The sequence below is a fragment of the Hubeiibacter jixunmingi genome, from assembly GCF_041928215.1.
Lineage (GTDB): Bacteria > Pseudomonadota > Gammaproteobacteria > Pseudomonadales > Moraxellaceae > Acinetobacter.
In genome coordinates this window covers 23,983-42,750 of sequence record NZ_JBHFHK010000006.1, presented here as the reverse complement: position 1 = coordinate 42,750, position 18,768 = coordinate 23,983, and the positions used below count along the sequence as shown (strand labels likewise).

Sequence of the window (18,768 nt, the reverse complement as noted above, 5' to 3'; positions counted from 1 at the left end):
ACTGGATGTGCTTTTATGATGATTCTCCTTATGAACAACATTTGAGAAAATTGATGAATAAGCATTATGAACATTTGATTATTGGGTTTGGTAAAGCAGGCAAAACGCTTGCTGTGACTTTGGCAAAAGCAGGTAAGTCAGTGGCTTTAATTGAGCAATCAAGCGACATGTATGGCGGAACCTGTATTAATATTGGTTGTATTCCTTCAAAAAAGATTATCTTTCTTGTCTGATAAAGTCGAATTGGCACAAGCGGTTGCACAGAAAAATCAATTGATTGCTAAACTCAATCAAGCCAATTATAAAAAGATCGCGGATAGCTGCGATGTCATTACAGGTAAAGCACGTTTTGTAGATGCCAATACCGTACAGGTTAAAGGCGATGATGGTGAATTAACAATTACTGCAAAACAAATTTATATCAATACGGGAACGTATAACTGGCAAGCACCAATCGATGGTTTGGCAGAAAGTAAACATGTTTATGATAGCACCACTTTGATGCAGTTAACTGAAAAACCAAAACATTTGCTGATTATCGGTGGTGGTTATATCGGTTTAGAATTTGCCTTTACTATGGCGAATTTTGGCAGTCAAGTAACGATATTGGAAACAGGCGACATATTTTTACCAAAAGAAGATGAGCAAATCCGTGATTGTTTAATTGAAATCATGAAGAGCAAAAATATTCAGGTTAAAACCGCTCAAAAAGTTGAACAAGTCAGCGATAAAAAGTCGAGTAGCATTGTCAAAACGCAAGATGACGAAATTGAATGTGATGTAATATTGGTTGCTACAGGTCGACGTGCCAATGTTGAACAGCTTGATTTGGATAAGGCAGGCGTTAAACTCAATGACAAAGGCTATATCGATGTCAATGAAAAATTGCAAACTAGCCAAGCACATATTTATGCCATGGGCGATGTGGCAGGCTCACCGCAGTTTACCTATATTTCATTAGATGATTTTCGTGTGGTAAAAAGTCAAGTCTTGGGTGATGGCAAATACACCACTAAAGATCGGACTTTCCCTTATGCTGTGTTTACCATGCCACCACTTGCTAGTACGGGTTTGACCGAGGCACAAGCGATTAAGCAAGGTTATTCGGTCAAAACAGCCAAGCTTAATGCGGTAAATATTCCTAAAGCCAAAATTTTGCAACAAACTGATGGCTTACTCAAAGCCGTGATTGATGCCAAAACCGATAAAATTCTAGGCGTACAGCTATTGTGTGCAGAAGCTCATGAGATGATTAACTTTGCGGATTTAGCCATTCGACAAGGCATGACTTACCAAGATATGCGTGATTATATTTTTACCCATCCAACCATGATGGAGAGCTTAAATGATCTATTTGGTGCGGTAGAATAATTGCCTTATTTAAAGTGTAATAAAAAGCCCTTAAAGCATTGACTTTAAGGGCTTTTATCTAATTTTCAAAAGTTAGTTGCCTAGCTTTTTACCACTTTGCAAATCAATCATATCCAATAAGATATGGGCTGATTCGGTCACAAATGCCTCTTCTTCTGGTAGCTGTGGACGTTGTGCAGGGCGTAACTTAGCACGTGCTTCATTACGTGCTTCTACGGCAGCTTGATAGCTTTCCCAATTTGCATACGGCTCAAGTCCTGTAGCTTTACGGCGTTGGTTTTCCGCTGCCAAGGTCTGTTGTTCAATGCTGTTAAGTCTTTCAATACGTTGATTGAGATCTAATACTGCACGCTTCTCATCTGCAACAGATTTATTCAGTGTGACGTATTGTGATAAATATTTAAACTGTGGATTGGTATTACGACGTTCGTCTGAGCGTTTTTGCAATTGATTAAAATAACCACGCAAATCGTTTGCACGTTGGAAAGGTGCGGTTGCAATCGTATCCCATTTCAGTGGATTTTTGCTCTTACGCTCGCCAAACTGATCAAAATAAATATCAATCAATTTGATATCTGGAACAATACCTTTATTTTGCGTACTACCACCCGTGACACGATAAAATTTACGCTGCGTCAAAGTCAATTGGCCATAAGCCAAATCATCACGTTGTGCCTGTGCAGTGCCTTTTCCTGTGGTTGTGCTACCAATTACGATACCACGACCATAGTCCTGAATTGCGGCAGAATAAATCTCGCTAGCAGATGCTGATGCAAGATTAATCATGACTGCCAGTGGTCCATCATAAAGTTGCTGACCGTCAGCAGGTGCATTCAATACAGTGACTTGACCATTACCATCACGAATTTGTACGGCTGGACCTGACTTAATCACTTGCCCGATCATTTTCACCACTTCTTCGAGTGAACCACCTGGATTATTACGCAAATCAATCACGATACCATCAACATTTTGCTGTTTTAACGTCAGCAATGCTTTGGCAGTATCGATTGACACACTGCGATAACTTTCACCATCACGTCTTGCACGATAGTTTAGATAAAAGGATGGAATTTCAATCACACCGATTTTCTGTTTTTTGCCTTGACGTTCTACATCAATAGTACGGAAACGCAAGCCATCATCCGCTTCTTGAATCACATCACGAGTAATCGTTACCAATTTGGCTTGGTTTGCAGATGCACCCGCAGGGAGAAGCTTAACAGTAACCTTTGTGCCACGTTTACCACGTATTGCACCAACGATTTCTTGTGTGGTCCAGCCAATCACATCTTGCATTGGCTCGCCATCTTGAGCAACGCCGATAATACGATCGCCTGTACGCACTTGTCCTGTTTTGCTAGCAGGACCGCCTTCAACGATGCTTTCAATACGAGTATAGTCTTCGTTACCGCGCTCTGGACGGATCGATACCCCGATACCTTCTAGTTGTAAGCTGGTTTGGCGGTTCAGCTCCATGGCATCGGTTGGTGGATAATAGTTGCTGTGCGGATCGTAAGTAGCAAGCAATGCATTTAAAGTACTTTCTAAAATATCATCACTTTTTAGACGCTCAATACGTTCTAAACGACGTTGATAACGTTTTTTCAAAGTCTGTGCTGGCGTCAAATCTTCACTTGGTGTCAAGTCTTGACCTTCAGCCAAAGCAGGATTTTCTTTTAAAGCACGTTGCTTTGCGGCTTCTTGTTGTTTACTGATGGTTAATCCAATCAGTTGCGAGACTACACTTTGACGCCAGTAGTCTTGCTGTGCTTTTTCATTTGTGAAATAAGGCGACTTTTCACGGTCTGTGTTGATGTAAGTATTTTTCTGATTGAGATCTTGTGGCTTATCGAGCTCTGTAAGCATAAAATTGTAATAAGCACGGATACGCTCACGGTATAAAGCATGAATCTGATATGCCGCCGACAAATCGCCTGTTTTTAAACGCACACCAAAATCATTGCCATACTTGGCTTTGAGTGCATCAACATCACTTTGTAAAAATAAAATGCGATCTGAATCTAAATTATTTAAATACATATCTAAAACACGTTGTGATGTGTTGGCATCAAGACGCATAGGTAAATAGTGCTGATGGTCTACAAGGCGTGCGACTTGGCTGGTGGCAATCGCTTGCTCACGAGTAGGGACAAGATTTTTTGCCGTCGCATTGGTGCTATTTTCAGTGGCAGGTGTATTATTTGCTGTATCGGTGCTGTTGCCTGTTGCAGATACCGTTTGTGTCCAGCAAACAATGCCCAAACTCAAGGCAATCGCACTGGCTAAATAGCGTTGTTTTATCATCATATTTGTCCAAATGTAAGGAAAAGTGTATTTGCTGATTTTATGCAATAGTTAGCGATTACTTCAACTAGGCTTATGTATAAAATTGTAGTGTATTGCATACAAATAGCAGGAAAAATCAGAATTTTTCACAATATGTATCTAGGATGTTGAATTTTGCCAACGATAGCGGATTTCATGTACAATCGGAATAATGTTTTTTTAATAAATGAGCGTAGCTATGATTGGTGCATTGATGTTGGATATTGCAGGTACAGAATTGACCGCCGAAGATATCCAATTATTACAACAACCACAGGTTGGTGGTTTGATTTTATTCGCCCGTAATATTCAATCGCCCCGTCAAGTGCGTGCTTTAACTGATTATATCCGCCAAGTTCGCCCCGAAATTTTAATCGCTGTAGATCAAGAGGGTGGGCGTGTACGTCGTCTTAAGGTCGAACATGGTTTTAGCGATATTCCTGCAATGGGACGTTTGGGTGAGTTATATCAACAATCACCTGAAAAAGCCTTAAAGCTTGCCGAAAGCTGTGGTTGGTTGATGGCAACTGAGACCTTAGCAGTGGGGATTGATTTTAGTTTTGCCCCTGTATTGGATGTGGACAATATCAGTGATGTGATTGGCGATCGTGGTTTTTCAAAACAGATTTGCGACATTCAACCTTTAGCCACAGCTTTTATGCAAGGTATGAAAAAAGCAGGTATGGCGACCACGGGCAAGCATTTCCCCGGTCATGGCTCGGTGAAAGCCGATTCACACGTTGCCGCTGCGGTGGATGAGCGTAGTCTAGCAGACATCGAAAGCCAAGATATGCAACCTTTTACCCAAGTCATGCCAATGCTGGATGCAATCATGCCAGCACATGTTATTTATCCAAAAGTCGATGCCAATCCAGCAGGCTTTTCAACATTTTGGATTCAACAGATGTTACGCCAAAAATTAGGCTTTGATGGGGTGTTGTTCTCGGATGATTTATCCATGCAAGCGGCGTGCGTAGCAGGTGGTGCCGATGCACGTATTCGTGCGGCATTGCAAGCTGGTTGCGATATGGGCTTGGTATGTAACGACCGTGAAGCAGCATGTGTGGCATTAGACGCTTTGCAAGATTTGCCTTTGCCAAACCAACAGCGTTTAGCAAAAATGCGTGGTAAGATTCCAAATATTCAAATCGGTGAGCAATTGGATTTGGGCGATGAATGGCGTAGTAAAGTGGCAGAAGTACAGGCGTTTATTCAAAGTTTGAGTTAATTATTTTTTAGACAATCATCTGTAGGGTGGGCATCCTTGCCCACCATATAAGAATTGTTTAATTTAAAAATTTGAAAGGAAAAAGACATGAATCAGCAATTTAATCTCACAGACTATATGCAAGATTTAGGCAAACAAGCCAAGCAAGCTGCACGCCAATTGGCAAGCCTTAGCACACAGCAAAAAAACCATGCTTTGCAATGTATTTATGATGCTTTGCAAGCGAATAAAACCGAAATTTTGTCAGAAAATCAACACGATGTAGAGCAAGGGCAAGCCAAAGATTTAGAAGCAGCATTGCTTGACCGTTTGGCACTCAATGACAGCCGTTTTGCTGGGATGTTACAAGGTTTGCAAGATGTGATTACCTTACCAGACCCGATTGGTGAAATCACCGATATGACTTATCGTCCATCAGGTATTCAATTAGGCAAAATGCGTGTGCCTTTGGGCGTAGTGGGCATGATTTATGAATCTCGCCCGAATGTGACTTTGGAAGCGGCGGCTTTGGCGATTAAATCGGGCAATGCCGTCATTTTGCGTGGTGGTTCAGAAGCCTTGCGTTCCAATCAAGCGATTGCCAAAAGTATTCAACACGGTTTGGCACAAGCCAATTTACCGCAACAAGCTGTGCAAGTGATTGCGACCACAGACCGTGAAGCGGTGGGACAATTAGTGACCTTGAGCGATTATGTGGATGTGATTATTCCACGCGGTGGCAAGAGTTTGATTGAGCGTATTAGCCGTGAAGCTCGCATTCCTGTGATTAAGCATTTGGATGGTATTTGTCATGTTTTTGTGGAAAAACAAGCCGATTTGGACAAAGCGGTCGCCATTGCGTTGAATGCCAAAACCCATCGTTATGGCGTATGTAATGCCATGGAAACCTTGTTGATTGATCAAGCGATTGCCAAAGACTTTTTGCCAAAAATTTTGCCTTTGTATCAAGATAAAGGCGTGGAATTGCGTGGTTGTGAGCAGGTGCAAGCCCTTGTTAAAGCAAGCAATTTAAATATTGAAATCATTGCTGCGACTGCTGAAGATTGGGCGACGGAATATTTAGCCCCGATTTTGTCGATTAAAATGGTATCAGGTATTGATGAAGCGATTGAGCATATCAATCATTATGGTTCGCATCATACCGATGCGATTGTCACCGAAAACTATAGTCTAGCTCGTCAATTCTTGGCGCAAGTGGATTCGAGTTCGGTGATGATTAACGCATCAACCCGTTTTGCTGATGGTTTTGAATATGGTTTGGGTGCGGAAATTGGTATTTCTACTGACAAATTCCATGTGCGTGGACCTGTCGGTTTGGAAGGCTTAACATCGCAAAAATGGATTGTTTTTGGAAATGGTGAGATTAGAAATTGACTGAGAAAGCAAAAATTGTCGTTGTAAATGGTGAAAATTATTGGCAAGAATTTTTTCCAGACTTCGATGTCGTGCAAATCAAAATTCAACATAGTCAATGGATTTTGAAAAACCAAAAGTTGTATGTAATTTTTGACAATCAAATTATCGAACCTGCGGGTATTTTATGGCGGGTGGGTGCAATTCGCCCAACAGCCATACAGCAGACGGCTTTATGCATGATTGCCTTATCAAATGTGCCTTGTATTAATTCTGCGACGAGCTTATTAAAAGGTTTTGATAGGCTTTCTATGCTGAGTGAATTAAAAAGTTGTGATTTACCGACCGTAAATTACAATATCATTTCACATAGTAGTTTAAGCAAAAAACTGACACAAGAATTTCCATTTGTCATTAAAGCTGGCAATTATCATGGCGGTTTTGGCAAGGTTTTAGTTAAAGATAGTGCAAATTGGCAAGATATACAGGATTTGTTATTTACCAATGAAGACTATATCGTTGCAGAACCCTATATTGATTATGTTCGAGATATTCGCTACTTATTGATTGGTGATAAAGCTTGGGCAATGGCGAGAAAGGGTAAATTTTGGAAAGCTAATGTACAAACGACTGATTTTGCTTTGATAGATTTAGATAAAACCTTATTAGCGAAGTTTAAAAAAATTACAGACTCAAATCAATGCTGATATATTGGCAATTGATATGATTGAAGACAAATCAGGTCATTATTTTGTCATGGAATATAATGATATTCTAGGTATTAGCGGATTTCCCGAAATTGTCAAAACATTCATCGCAAAATTATTGTCAGACAAAATCAAATCTCAAAATGTATAAGTATGTAAGATGTGTACAATGCACTAATTGAGAACTGTTTCCTAATGCCGCAATCGCCAAGCTTATTTTTTCAATTTTTTGATAAGGTAAGCTTGATTGAGTTGAATTAAGATTTTGATTTTTCTAAATTAAAAGGTGATTTGTAATGAAGTCGAAAGTACTAAGTATTTTAATCATTATGCATTTTTTAATCACTTTATATGTGATTTATACCGATAGAACAGATATAAATAAATCTGTTTGGATTATATTTTTAGTGCTTGTTTCATGTGTTTTATCTTGGTTGAGTTTTAAGTTTTGGAAGAAAGATAAATAGAACCACTGAAAATTTTATTGATAAAGGTTAAAGTTATGAAAAAACTAGCCATAATTAAAGAAACCTTCGTTACGATTTTTGTTTTATCATTGTTTGGGTTTGGCATTTTTTTAACATATTCCCACGGTGACTATTTAGCAGAAAATCCATATCTTTACGATAAACAATATTATCATCGTCCAAATAAGGAACAGCTAAAGCAATTACTTGATGAATTGACGAGTTCAGATAAAAGTTATTATGATGAAAGTTATACAGTTAAAAGTTATGCTGGATTAATCTCGGTCGAAAGAAGATTTAGAGAAAATAAAGCAGATATGATTTTAAAGAATTTAAAATCCAAAAAATTTATGACGTTAAAAGAAAATAAATCTTATTGCTATGGTGAAATAGAAATTAGATGGTGGAATTTTGAAAATTCTAAAAAAAATGAAGTTAATTTTTCAATTGATGTGATATGGGATCCTGATAATGAATGCCGTCAATATCTTTGGGGCGGTTTGCATCCAAGAGCTTTGCAAGAAAAAGTAGAACTCAACCCTTTTACCCCATTACAACCCTAAGACATACGCAAAAGTCTAAAAGACAGACCTTATAAAGCATGGTACAACATCAATTACGCATACTTTTTCAGCAAATGTAACAATAAAGTGGTATTGCTGGGTAAAGTTTGTATGAATTGCTGGATTTGGCTTTTCTAGAGCAGTGTTTTCAGTGTAAAATTTAACTTTAGTCGAATATCATTTTTAGGTGGTCATTGTGTCGAATATTTTAGTCATCAACTGCGGTTCATCTTCTTTAAAATATGCTTTAGTTAGCGAAAAAACTGATGAACTTCGTATCCAAGGTCTTGCGGAAAATTTAGGTTCTGAAAACGCTCGTATCAAGGGCATCACACCAACAGGTGAAAGCTTTGAACAAAACGTACCAAATGCAGACCACGAAAAAGCGTTGACCATCATTTTAAATGGTTTAGCAGATCATAAACCAGATGCAATCGGTCACCGTATTGTACATGGTGGTACGATTTCTGAGTCAGTGCTTTTGACTGAAGAAGCATTGAAGCGTATCCAAGATGCAATTCCACTTGCACCTTTACACAACCCAGCCAACCTTTTGGGTGTGAAAGCAACACAAACTTTATTCCCAGATTTACCACAAGTGGGCGTATTTGATACCGCATTCCATCAAAGCATGCCAGCTCACGCTTATCGCTATGCTGTACCAAAATTCTTATACACCGAACACAATGTACGCCGTTATGGTTTCCACGGTACAAGCCATGCTTTTGTTTCTGAGCGTGGTAGCGAATTGGCAGGGGCTAAAAATCAAGGTGGTTGGTTGACAGCTCACTTGGGTAATGGTAGCTCAACTTGTGCGATTTGGAATGGTAAGAGTGTTGATACGTCAATGGGCTTAACGCCACTTGAAGGTTTGGTGATGGGTACACGTTCGGGTGATGTCGATCCAAGCTTGCATAACTTTATCGCAACTAACCTTGGTTGGGATTTGGCAAAAGTCACTAAGATGTTGAACAATGAATCAGGTCTATTGGGTCTATCAGGTGTATCAAATGATATGCGTACCTTGATGGAAGCGGCTGACAATGGCAATGAAGATGCAGTATTGGCAATCGAAGTATTCTGCTATCGCTTGGCAAAATCATTGGCAGGCGTAAGCTGTGGTTTACCAAAAATTGATGGTTTGATTTTCACAGGTGGTATTGGTGAAAATGCGGCATTAATCCGTGAAAAAACAGTAGGCTATTTGGGTAATCTTGGCTTTAATATCAGCAAAGAGAAAAATGACAGCTTAAAACGTGGTACAGCAGGTCAAGTCGATGCAGGCACAGGTCCGCAAATTTGGGTTGTACCGACTGATGAAGAAGGTCGTATCGCACAAGAAACCCGTGCGGTGGCAAAAGTTTAATGAAAAAAGGGGAAAATTGAGTGATTGATTTTCCCTGTTTTGTAATGACAACATCTATTTTTGAATTTTGGAAAAATTGATATGAATACAATTTTATTAGTCCCTACCGAACTCGGTGCAGGCGTAACTTCTGCAAGCCTTGGTATGGTTGCAGCGTTTGATCTTAAAGGTATTAAAGCAGGTTTTTTTAAACCATTCGCACAAGAAAGCCATAGCGAAGTCGATTCAACCACAGCTTTGCATCAACATCTATTTGCCGATCGTCAGCATGTACAACCGATCAGCTATGACAAAGTAGTGAAATACATCGCCAAAAATCAAATGGATGACTTACTTGAAGAAGCGGTAAAATTACACCGTGAAATCACTAAGCATCATGATGTGGTGGTGGTTGAAGGTTTATTGCCAGTCGGTAATGATCCATTTGTGAATCAGTTAAACGTTGCCCTTGCACAAGCATTAGATGCCAAAGTGGTATTGGTGAGCAAATCATATTTGCAAGATCCACAACGTACCGCTGATAAAGTCGATGTACAATTGCGTACTTTTGCCAATCGTGTAACAGGTCTTTTGTTGATGCGTGCACGTGGTTTGAGTGATGACAAAGCACAGATTCCAGTTGCGATTGATCCGAATTTGCGTTTGGAAAAAGAAATTGCCGATTTTGCACAACAATTGCAAAAATACAATCCGATTTTGGGTACAGATAAATTACCAATCTTGGGCTTAGTGCCATTTAGCAATACTTTAAGTGTACCACGTACTTTGGATATCGCATCTGTGGTAGATGGTGAGTGGATCAACAAAGGTCAAGCTGAACAACGTCGTATTTTACATACTAGCCTCATCGCATCAAGCATTGAACATGAATTAAATAAATTTGTCGCAGGCGAGTTAATCATCAGTGCGGGCGGTCGTGATGATGTATTGTTAGCGAGTAGCGATGCGGTCAATCGTGGCGTGCCTTTGGCAGGGTTGATTTTGGCGGAACATGCGTTGTCAAGCAATCATATTCTGGATTCGCAAAAAGCCCATGATTTGCCAGTATTCCAAACCAAACTTAGTGTACTAGAAACGGCTCAGCGTTTGGCAAACTTTAATAATGAAGTGCCAAGTGATGATGTAGAGCGTGCAGCACAAGTTTCTCGTTTTGTGGCAAGCCATATTTCACAACAATGGTTGGTCGATAATACGGACGCAAGCAATAAGCCACGTTTATCGCCATCAGCATTCCGTTATGAATTGGTACAAAACTCGATCGCTGCCAAAAAACGCATTGTGTTGCCAGAAGGTGATGAGCCACGTACTGTTGAAGCAGCGGCAATCTGTCAATCTCGTGGTATTGCACACTGTATCTTATTGGCAAAACCTGAGTCTGTTGCAGAAGTGGCAAAAGCACGCAATATCGAATTACCAGCGGGTCTAGAAATTATTGATCCTGATACCATCCGTGCAAAATATGTTGAGCCGATGGTGGCTTTGCGTAAAGGCAAATTGGATGCAATGCAAGCCGAAGAACAGCTACAAGATACCGTTGTGTTAGGTACGATGATGTTGGCATTGGACGAAGTCGATGGCTTGGTGTCTGGTGCAATCCATACCACAGCAAATACCATTCGCCCTGCGTTCCAGTTGATTAAGACTGCACCAAATTATTCTTTGGTATCATCAGTATTCTTTATGTTGTTACCTGAAGAAGTCTACGTTTATGGTGACTGTGCGGTAAATCCAAACCCAACAGCAGAACAATTGGCGGAGATTGCGATTCAATCTGCTGATTCTGCCAAAGCATTTGGTATCGATCCACGTATTGCCATGATTAGTTATTCTACTGGTACTTCTGGTGCTGGTGCTGACGTTGAAAAAGTGGCTGAAGCAACCCGTATCGCTCAAGAACGCCGTCCAGATTTGTTGATTGATGGTCCTTTGCAATATGACGCAGCATCTGTAGAAAGCGTAGGTCGCTCAAAAGCACCAAACTCACAAGTAGCTGGTCGTGCCAATGTGTTTATTTTCCCTGATTTGAACACAGGTAATACTACTTATAAAGCAGTACAACGTTCTGCGAATGTGGTGAGTGTAGGCCCAATGTTGCAAGGTTTGAATAAACCTGTAAACGATTTGTCTCGTGGTGCTTTGGTTGATGACATCGTGTTTACTATTGCTTTGACTGCGATTCAAGCTGCCAATGACAATGTTTAATTTGTTTTAAATTAAGTTATAAAAAATACCATCTATATTGTAGATGGTATTTTTTTGCTTCAATTATTTTAAATTTAACCAATCTCTTGGCTTTAGATAATAATCGGTCAAACGCTTTTCTGCAGAATCTTCGTCCCATTCAGGGCGATACGACCAACCTGCCAAATTCGGTAAACTGACCAAAATCGATTCAATGCGTCCGCCTGTCTGTAAGCCAAACAACGTGCCACGGTCATACACCAAGTTAAATTCTACATAACGCCCTCGGCGATATAATTGAAATTCTCTTTGTGCTTCGGTATAAGGTTTATCCTGATTTTTTTGGAAAATCGGCAAGATGGCATTCAGATAACCGTTACCAACCGCTTGCATATAGGCAAAGCATGTTTCAAAATCCCATTGATTTAAATCATCAAAAAATAAACCGCCAATACCACGCTGTTCATCACGATGTTTGAGATAAAAATAGTCATCACACCATTGTTTATGTTCATGATAAACGTTTTCCCCAAAAGGCTGACACAGATCAAAAGCTGACTCATGCCATGCGATACAATCTTCTTCATTCGGGTAAAAAGGCGTTAAATCAAAGCCACCACCAAACCACCAAATCGGGGCTTGTCCTTCTTTTTCCGCCACAAATAAGCGTACATTGGCGTGAGATGTCGGCACATTCGGATTTTTAGGGTGAATCACCAAAGACACACCCAAGGCTTGTGCAGTCGTCCCTGCGAGTTCAGGATGACGTGCGGTGGCAGATGCAGGCAGTTTAGAAATGTTAATATGTGAAAACATCACACCGCCTTTTTCGATCACTGTACCATTTTGTAATACACGTGAGCGACCACCACCCCCTTCGGCACGTTGCCAATCATCAATGATAAATTCAGCTGTACCACCGCTCAAACGTTCTTGTTGTTCTAGGCTCGCACAAATTCGCGCTTGTAGGTCTAACAAAAATTCACGGACACGTTGTACATCATCGGTATTCGGATAGCTTGCGACAGGAAGATCGGTCAAAGTAGTCATATTTAAACATCGTATAAATTGAATAATATGTTTTAAACATAAGATTTTTTAATCATTTTTGCAAGGATTTTAATGATTTTGAGATAGATTGAATAAAAAAATGAAGTATATTAAAACGAAATTTTAATACACTTAAATTATGGTGAGCCATCAGTACATATGTGCCATGCGTTGTTTTTTGGTGTTTAAATAGTCCGCATTGGCAGGATTTTTACCCACAACCAAAGGCACGCGATCGACAACATCAATGCCTTGCTCAGTCAATGCTTGAATCTTTAAAGGATTGTTAGTAATGAGTTTAACTTTTTTAATGCCTAAATGCCCAAGCATGATTGGACACATTTCATAAGTGCGACCATCAGCAGGCAAGCCCAATAACAGATTGGCATCCACAGTGTCGTGACCCTGATCTTGCAAAGCGTAGGCACGGATTTTGTTGGTCAAACCGATATTTCGCCCTTCTTGACGTAAATATAAAATCACACCACGCCCTTGCTGTTGAAGTAATTGCATCGTTGCATTCAGCTGTGGTCCACAATCGCATTTTAAGGATGAAAAAGCATCACCAGTCAAACATTCGGAATGGATTCGTACCAAAGTCGGTTCATCGTTCGGCCGTTCTACATCAACACCGACTGACAGTGCAACATGTTCTTCTTTGGTTTCAGGATCTTGAAACACACTAATCAAGAAGTCTCCGTGTTCGGTGGGGAGTTGGGCGGTGGCAACAAACTGAATGGACATAATGTATTGCTCTTATGATACGATAAGGTATCTTTATAGACTAAATGGTAACATTTTACAACTTAAATTTGAGTGATATGACTCTTCAGCACTGTTATAAGGATAATAAATGTCATTTCAAGTCAGCATCTGCAAAAAAAATCTTGTTTCAAATGAAGTTTTTGGCGGAATATTGTTCTATAAAAGTACTGATCGGTATATTTTAAACAAAATAGTGAAAATAAAACAAAACAGCTCAAATAATAGTTGCGAATATACCCAAAAATCTAAGATAATTTAATGTCAATTTTGCTCGGTACGAGTTGATGTTTTTGTAATATATAAACTTTATCAGTTTTAGATGAATGATAAAAAATAGCTATGATTGCAAAGGCGTTAATCGATGTGACCCAGCCCTTATTTGCTTGAAATAAAATAGGCTCTATCTGCATGATTTATACAGACATTCCAACGCAACGACCACATACGCCTGTGCTAGATGGTATTGATGAGCCAACGCAACTCAGAAAATTAAACAGCAATGAATTATTACAAGTCGCAGATGAACTGCGTCAATATTTACTCTATGCTGCAGGGCAAAGTGGCGGGCATTTTGGGGCAAACTTGGGTGTAGTCGAACTCACCGTAGCCTTACATTATTGTTTTAATACACCTGAAGATCGTTTGATTTGGGATGTCGGTCATCAAGCTTATGCTCATAAGGTGCTGACTGGACGCCGTGAAGCACTCACGACCATTCGTAGCAAAGATGGTCTGGCAGCATTTCCATCACGAGAAGAATCTATATACGATACCTTTGGTGTCGGTCATTCATCGACTGCGATTTCAGCAGGGCTTGGCATGGCTTTGGCAAGTCGTTACCAGCAGAAGCATCGCGATGTTGTGGCGATTGTTGGTGATGGTGCAATGACAGCAGGTATGGCATTTGAAGCGATGAATGATGCAGTAGCACATCAAGCCGATATGTTGGTGGTACTTAATGACAATGATATGTCGATTTCGTGTAGCGTAGGTGGCTTTGCCAAGCATTTGGCAGGCATTTGGCAACGTGGCGAATATGTCAGCATTGATGAACAAGGCGAAGTGGTAATTTTGCCTTATCCGACATGGCAATATAATTCACGTTTGCACCAACCTGCCAATGAATCTGCGGATAATCTATTCAATGCGATTGGCTTTGAATACTTTGGTCCTTTTGACGGGCATGATTTACCTAAATTGGTACAAGTCTTTCAGGCTATCAAACAACGTAAAGGTCCTCGTCTAGTTCATATTTATACCAAAAAAGGCAAAGGTTTTAGCCCTGCCGAACAAGACCCAATTGGCTATCATGCTATCGCAAAAATCAATAGTAATAGCACGCCAAGCACTACGCCTACAGCCAAAAAGCTCAAATATTCCGATGTATTCGGTGAATGGCTCTGCGACCAAGCGGCTTTAGATAACAAGCTATTGGCAATTACCCCAGCGATGTGCGAAGGCTCGGGCATGGTACAATTTGCTAAACAATATCCAGAGCGTTTTTTTGATGTGGCGATTGCTGAACAACACGCAGTGACTTTGGCGGCTGGTATGGCGTGCGAAGGTTTAAAACCTGTGGTGGCGATTTATTCGACATTCTTGCAACGTGGTTATGATCAACTGATTCATGATGTGGCACTGCAAAACCTTGATGTGACTTTTGCGATTGACCGTGCTGGTTTGGTGGGCGAAGATGGTCCAACTCATGCAGGGGCATATGATTATGCCTATATGCGAACCATTCCAAATTTGGTATTGATGGCACCAAAAGATGAAAATGAATGCCGTCAGATGTTACATACCGCTTATATGCATCCAGCACCGACCGCAGTGCGTTACCCACGTGGCACAGGCATAGGCGTCGCAACGGTGAAAGAGATGACTGCACTGCCAATTGGAAAAGCAGAAATCGTTAGTGAAATTGTGCGAGAGAATCGTCCATTTATCAGTATTTTGGCATTTGGTAGCCGAGTTTATCCATGTGTCGATATTGCGGAACGTTTGTCTGATCAGTTAAATTGTTCGGTGCGTGTGGTCAATATGCGATTTATTAAGCCCTTAGATGTGGCGATGATTGTACAATGTAGCCAAGACAGTGCCTTATTGGTGACGGTAGAAGAACATGCTGTACAAGCAGGGGCGGGCAGTGCAGTCAATGAATGTCTGGCAAGCCAAAATATTCAAAAAGCGGTATTCAATATCGGTTTGCCTGATGAGTTTTTGGCTCAGGCAACGCATGAGCAAATGTTGCAGGCGATTGGCTTGGACAGCGAAGGCATTTATCAGCAAATTGTACAACGCTATCAGGCTTAATTTTGTAAAAATATTTTTTATTGCTCAATTTTTTGCTATAATCCTGAATTAGTCTGTTGCCACAGATATTATTCTTTATTCAAATTTTATTTTAAGGTTAGGTACTTCATGGAACCCATGGTGGTCATGGCTGCACGTGCAGCACAAACGGTTGGTCAAGAGCTACTCAAAGCACATCAAAATCGACATATGCTTGATTTACAAGTCGAAGAAAAAGGCATTGACGGCCCTGTAACGCGTGTAGATCGTTATATTGAACAATTAACCATTGATACCTTAAAAAAGAGCTATAAAAATCATAGTTTCCACGGTGAAGAATTTGGCTATCAAGAAGGTCGTGGGCACGATGCCGATTGGTGCTGGGTGATTGATCCTTTAGACGGTACACAAAATTTTATTCAAGGTTTTCCACATTTTTGTATTTCAATTGCTGTACAGCATAAAGGCGTTACACAGCATGGCGTAATTTATGACCCAGTGCGTGATGAGATGTTCACTGCAAGTCGTGGTCGTGGTGCAACGCTGAATCAACGTCGTATCCGTATCAATCCAAAAGACAGCTTAAATGGCAGCTTCTTGGCAGTGGGTCATCCATTCAAATCTTTGCGTGGCGAAGAAGTGGTTTCACACGCTGAGCAACATTTTGCATCGCTTTTGGCAGTGACCAAAGCAGGTGCAAATGTACGTCGTGGTGGTTCAGCAGCCTTAGATTTGGCTTATGTTGCTGCAGGTCGTTTTGATGGTTTCTTTGAAGTCAATCTAAAGCCTTGGGACATCGCAGCAGGTGAGTTGATGGTGCGTGAAGCAGGTGGTACAGTGGTCGATGCACGTGGTGGTCAAGATAGCATGGAAAATGGCCAAGTATTCGCTTGTTCTCTAAAAATGCTTAAACCGTTAATGCAAGCGGTTCTACCTGCATGGGGCGACAGTGTAAAGTAAGCTACACTGACCCAAAATTGATTTTAAATTATAAAAGCGACCACTAAGGTCGCTTTTATTTTGTCATCTTAAAAATTACATTGGTACTTGCTGATGAAAACAAGCAATCTTATGCTTATCTGAACCTTCCAAAATCGGCTTCTGCTCTGCACAGCTTGGCTGAACAATCGGGCAACGTGTACGGAAAACACATCCTGATGGTGGATTGATCGGACTCGGTAAATCACCTTCCAAAAGCTGCACAACTTTGGTTGCTTCGATATCTGGATCTGGAATCGGTACAGCTGACATCAGTGCCTGTGTATAAGGATGGCTCGGATTGTCATATATCGCTTTCTTTTCACCAAGTTCGACTGTATTGCCCAAATACATTACCATGATTTTGTCAGAGATGTGTTTGACCACAGACAAGTCATGAGCGATAAAAATCAATGCCAAGCCCATTTCTTGTTGTACATCTTGCAATAAGTTAATTACCTGTGCCTGAATTGATACATCCAGTGCAGAGACAGGCTCATCACAAATGATCAATTTTGGTCGCAAAATTAAGGCACGTGCAATACCGATACGCTGACATTGACCACCTGAGAACTCATGTGGATAACGGTTAAATTGGTTTGGCAACAACCCAACCTTGCTCATCATGGTTTTGACTTGCTCTTCCACTTCGCTATCAGAAAGATTTGGAAAATAAGTACGCAAAGGCTCGGCAATAATACGACCAACGGTCATACGTGGATTGAGCGATGCCAAAGGGTTTTGGAAAATCATCTGAATATCTTGACGTTTTAGACGCATGATTTTTTCAGATGCACCAATCAACTCTTGCCCTTCAAACTTAATACTACCCGATTCGGCTTTAACAAGACCGATAATAGTACGTGCTAAAGTGGATTTACCACAGCCAGATTCACCGACTACGCCCAGTGTTTCGCCTGCCTTGAGTTCAAATGATACGCCATTTACCGCTTTGAGAGTGAGAGCAGGTTGCCAAAATGCCAAGCTTTGGTTTTTGATTTTAAAAATAGTTTTGACATTATCCACTTGTAATAAAGGGATATTTGCATTTTGCTGTTGTGTTTGCATGATTCTATCCTTTGTTGATTATGCTGGCATTATACATCACGGATCACCACAGGGATTTGGTGTGGTTCGAGATAACATGCACGCTGACGTCCTGTATCGGTTATCTGTACTGGTGGTGGTGCTTGTAGGCATTTTTCCATCATAAAGTCACAGCGTTCGGAAAATGGACAACCGACTGGCAAATTGCTTAAGTTTGGCGGATTACCACGGATAGTACCTAAACGCTGATGATCACCATTCAATCGTGGAATAGCATTTAACAAGCCAATCGTATAAGGATGTAATGGTTTTTGGAAAATCTCACGTACTGTACCATAAGCCATGGTTCGACCAGCATACATCACCAACACATTGTCACAGAAACCCGCTACCACACCGAGGTCGTGAGTAATCAAAACAATGGTCGTACCAAAATCACGTTTTAAGTCGTTCAGCAAATTCATGATTTGAGCTTGTACTGTCACATCTAATGCAGTTGTCGGCTCATCAGCGATCAATAATTTTGGTCGACATAATAATGCCATCGCAATCATCACACGTTGCAACATACCGCCTGAAAATTCATGTGGAAACATTTTAATGCGTTTTGCTGCTTCGGGGATTTTTACTGCATCAAGCATCTTTATACATTCAGCCCACGCATCTTTTTTGCTCATGCCTTTATGCAAAATTAACACTTCAGCAAGCTGATCGCCCACCGTCATAAATGGGTTAAGTGATGTCATCGGGTCTTGGAAAATCATGGCAATTTCATTGGCACGAATTTTATTCATGTCTTTTTTAGACATGGTCAATACATCTTTGCCTTCAAATAATGCTGTGCCTTCTGTACGCCCATTGGCTGCCAAAAGACCCATGATAGCAAATGCAGTCTGTGACTTGCCTGAGCCTGACTCACCAACGATACCTAGGCTTTGACCTTTTTTAAGATCAAAATTAAGTCCGTTTACAGCGGTGACGATACCATCTTCGGTTTTAAAACGAACATATAAATCTTTAACTTGTAATAAATCCATATTGATTATCTCTATCTCTGATGTGTTGAGTCGCA

General features: G+C 40.6%; 16 protein-coding genes. 11 read left to right on the top strand and 5 right to left on the bottom strand.

Features of this window, described 5'->3' with window-relative positions:
- The first annotated feature begins 53 nt into the window (after positions 1-53).
- A complete protein-coding gene (locus tag ACEYX7_RS01760; RefSeq protein ID WP_374802632.1) occupies positions 54-233 on the top strand; it encodes an FAD-dependent oxidoreductase in 180 nt (59 codons plus the stop codon).
- Positions 226-1,371 carry a dihydrolipoyl dehydrogenase family protein gene (locus tag ACEYX7_RS01755; protein WP_374806541.1) on the top strand — a complete coding sequence of 382 codons (1,146 nt, stop codon included), beginning with the start codon at positions 226-228 and terminating at the stop codon, positions 1,369-1,371. Before ACEYX7_RS01760 ends, ACEYX7_RS01755 begins: the two co-directional genes overlap by 8 nt.
- 72 nt (positions 1,372-1,443) lie before the next feature.
- Here the strand turns inward: ACEYX7_RS01755 and ACEYX7_RS01750 are convergent, their stop codons facing one another.
- Complete coding sequence (locus ACEYX7_RS01750; RefSeq protein ID WP_374900149.1) at positions 1,444-3,675, bottom strand: carboxy terminal-processing peptidase; 2,232 nt, start codon at positions 3,673-3,675, stop codon at positions 1,444-1,446.
- 223 nt (positions 3,676-3,898) lie between these two features.
- Between ACEYX7_RS01750 and nagZ the strand changes: the two genes are divergently transcribed.
- The 7 genes from nagZ to pta all read left to right on the top strand — a co-directional run bounded on the left by nagZ (position 3,899) and on the right by pta (position 11,585).
- Entirely contained in the window at positions 3,899-4,927 is a 1,029-nt protein-coding gene (gene nagZ / locus ACEYX7_RS01745; protein WP_374802700.1) for a beta-N-acetylhexosaminidase, read from the top strand.
- An 87-nt stretch (positions 4,928-5,014) separates the two neighbouring features.
- Positions 5,015-6,301: a glutamate-5-semialdehyde dehydrogenase gene (locus tag ACEYX7_RS01740; RefSeq protein WP_374900147.1), complete on the top strand. Its 1,287-nt coding sequence runs from the start codon at positions 5,015-5,017 to the stop codon at positions 6,299-6,301.
- Positions 6,298-6,987, top strand: a complete 690-nt coding sequence (locus tag ACEYX7_RS01735) for a hypothetical protein (protein ID WP_374806543.1) — start codon at positions 6,298-6,300, stop codon at positions 6,985-6,987. Before ACEYX7_RS01740 ends, ACEYX7_RS01735 begins: the two co-directional genes overlap by 4 nt.
- 16 nt (positions 6,988-7,003) lie before the next feature.
- Positions 7,004-7,138, top strand: coding sequence for a hypothetical protein (locus ACEYX7_RS01730; RefSeq protein ID WP_374900145.1), 135 nt, complete (start codon positions 7,004-7,006; stop codon positions 7,136-7,138).
- 351 nt (positions 7,139-7,489) lie between these two features.
- Positions 7,490-8,017: a hypothetical protein gene (locus tag ACEYX7_RS01725; RefSeq protein ID WP_374806544.1), complete on the top strand. Its 528-nt coding sequence runs from the start codon at positions 7,490-7,492 to the stop codon at positions 8,015-8,017.
- Positions 8,018-8,210: 193 nt separating this feature from the next.
- The gene (locus ACEYX7_RS01720) at positions 8,211-9,383 is read left to right on the top strand and encodes an acetate/propionate family kinase (protein WP_374802702.1); all 1,173 of its coding nucleotides are present in this window, start codon (positions 8,211-8,213) and stop codon (positions 9,381-9,383) included.
- 81 nt (positions 9,384-9,464) lie between these two features.
- Positions 9,465-11,585, top strand: a complete 2,121-nt coding sequence (gene pta, locus ACEYX7_RS01715) for a phosphate acetyltransferase (protein ID WP_374802642.1) — start codon at positions 9,465-9,467, stop codon at positions 11,583-11,585.
- 63 nt (positions 11,586-11,648) lie between these two features.
- On the opposite strand, the gene hemF is transcribed toward pta, so the two are convergent.
- Both hemF and ribA read right to left on the bottom strand, forming a co-directional pair.
- Positions 11,649-12,614 (bottom strand): oxygen-dependent coproporphyrinogen oxidase, encoded by a 966-nt coding sequence (hemF, locus tag ACEYX7_RS01710; protein ID WP_374802644.1) that lies wholly within the window; start codon positions 12,612-12,614, stop codon positions 11,649-11,651.
- 150 nt (positions 12,615-12,764) lie between these two features.
- Positions 12,765-13,358: a GTP cyclohydrolase II gene (gene ribA / locus ACEYX7_RS01705; RefSeq protein WP_374802646.1), complete on the bottom strand. Its 594-nt coding sequence runs from the start codon at positions 13,356-13,358 to the stop codon at positions 12,765-12,767.
- 429 nt (positions 13,359-13,787) lie between these two features.
- Between ribA and dxs the strand changes: the two genes are divergently transcribed.
- Both dxs and ACEYX7_RS01695 read left to right on the top strand, forming a co-directional pair.
- Entirely contained in the window at positions 13,788-15,692 is a 1,905-nt protein-coding gene (gene dxs, locus ACEYX7_RS01700) for a 1-deoxy-D-xylulose-5-phosphate synthase (RefSeq protein WP_374802648.1), read from the top strand.
- A gap of 108 nt (positions 15,693-15,800) precedes the next feature.
- Positions 15,801-16,631, top strand: a complete 831-nt coding sequence (locus ACEYX7_RS01695) for an inositol monophosphatase family protein (RefSeq protein ID WP_374802650.1) — start codon at positions 15,801-15,803, stop codon at positions 16,629-16,631.
- A gap of 75 nt (positions 16,632-16,706) precedes the next feature.
- On the opposite strand, the gene oppF is transcribed toward ACEYX7_RS01695, so the two are convergent.
- Positions 16,707-17,717 carry a murein tripeptide/oligopeptide ABC transporter ATP binding protein OppF gene (gene oppF / locus ACEYX7_RS01690; protein ID WP_374802652.1) on the bottom strand — a complete coding sequence of 337 codons (1,011 nt, stop codon included), beginning with the start codon at positions 17,715-17,717 and terminating at the stop codon, positions 16,707-16,709.
- A 29-nt stretch (positions 17,718-17,746) separates the two neighbouring features.
- Complete coding sequence (locus tag ACEYX7_RS01685) at positions 17,747-18,733, bottom strand: oligopeptide/dipeptide ABC transporter ATP-binding protein (protein ID WP_374802654.1); 987 nt, start codon at positions 18,731-18,733, stop codon at positions 17,747-17,749.
- Positions 18,734-18,768 lie beyond the last annotated feature (35 nt).

Bases quoted from the DNA above. Each gene is read 5' to 3' on its own strand.
- ACEYX7_RS01740 (WP_374900147.1), top strand. From the start codon at position 5,015: ATGAATCAGCAATTTAATCTCACAGACTATATGCAAGATTTAGGCAAA.
- ACEYX7_RS01725 (WP_374806544.1), top strand. From the start codon at position 7,490: ATGAAAAAACTAGCCATAATTAAAGAAACCTTCGTTACGATTTTTGTT.
- ACEYX7_RS01695 (WP_374802650.1), top strand. From the start codon at position 15,801: ATGGAACCCATGGTGGTCATGGCTGCACGTGCAGCACAAACGGTTGGT.
- dxs (WP_374802648.1), top strand. From the start codon at position 13,788: ATGATTTATACAGACATTCCAACGCAACGACCACATACGCCTGTGCTA.
- oppF (WP_374802652.1), bottom strand. From the start codon at position 17,717: ATGCAAACACAACAGCAAAATGCAAATATCCCTTTATTACAAGTGGAT.
- hemF (WP_374802644.1), bottom strand. From the start codon at position 12,614: ATGACTACTTTGACCGATCTTCCTGTCGCAAGCTATCCGAATACCGAT.
- nagZ (WP_374802700.1), top strand. From the start codon at position 3,899: ATGATTGGTGCATTGATGTTGGATATTGCAGGTACAGAATTGACCGCC.
- ribA (WP_374802646.1), bottom strand. From the start codon at position 13,358: ATGTCCATTCAGTTTGTTGCCACCGCCCAACTCCCCACCGAACACGGA.
- ACEYX7_RS01760 (WP_374802632.1), top strand. From the start codon at position 54: ATGAATAAGCATTATGAACATTTGATTATTGGGTTTGGTAAAGCAGGC.
- ACEYX7_RS01730 (WP_374900145.1), top strand. From the start codon at position 7,004: ATGATTGAAGACAAATCAGGTCATTATTTTGTCATGGAATATAATGAT.
- ACEYX7_RS01685 (WP_374802654.1), bottom strand. From the start codon at position 18,733: ATGGATTTATTACAAGTTAAAGATTTATATGTTCGTTTTAAAACCGAA.
- pta (WP_374802642.1), top strand. From the start codon at position 9,465: ATGAATACAATTTTATTAGTCCCTACCGAACTCGGTGCAGGCGTAACT.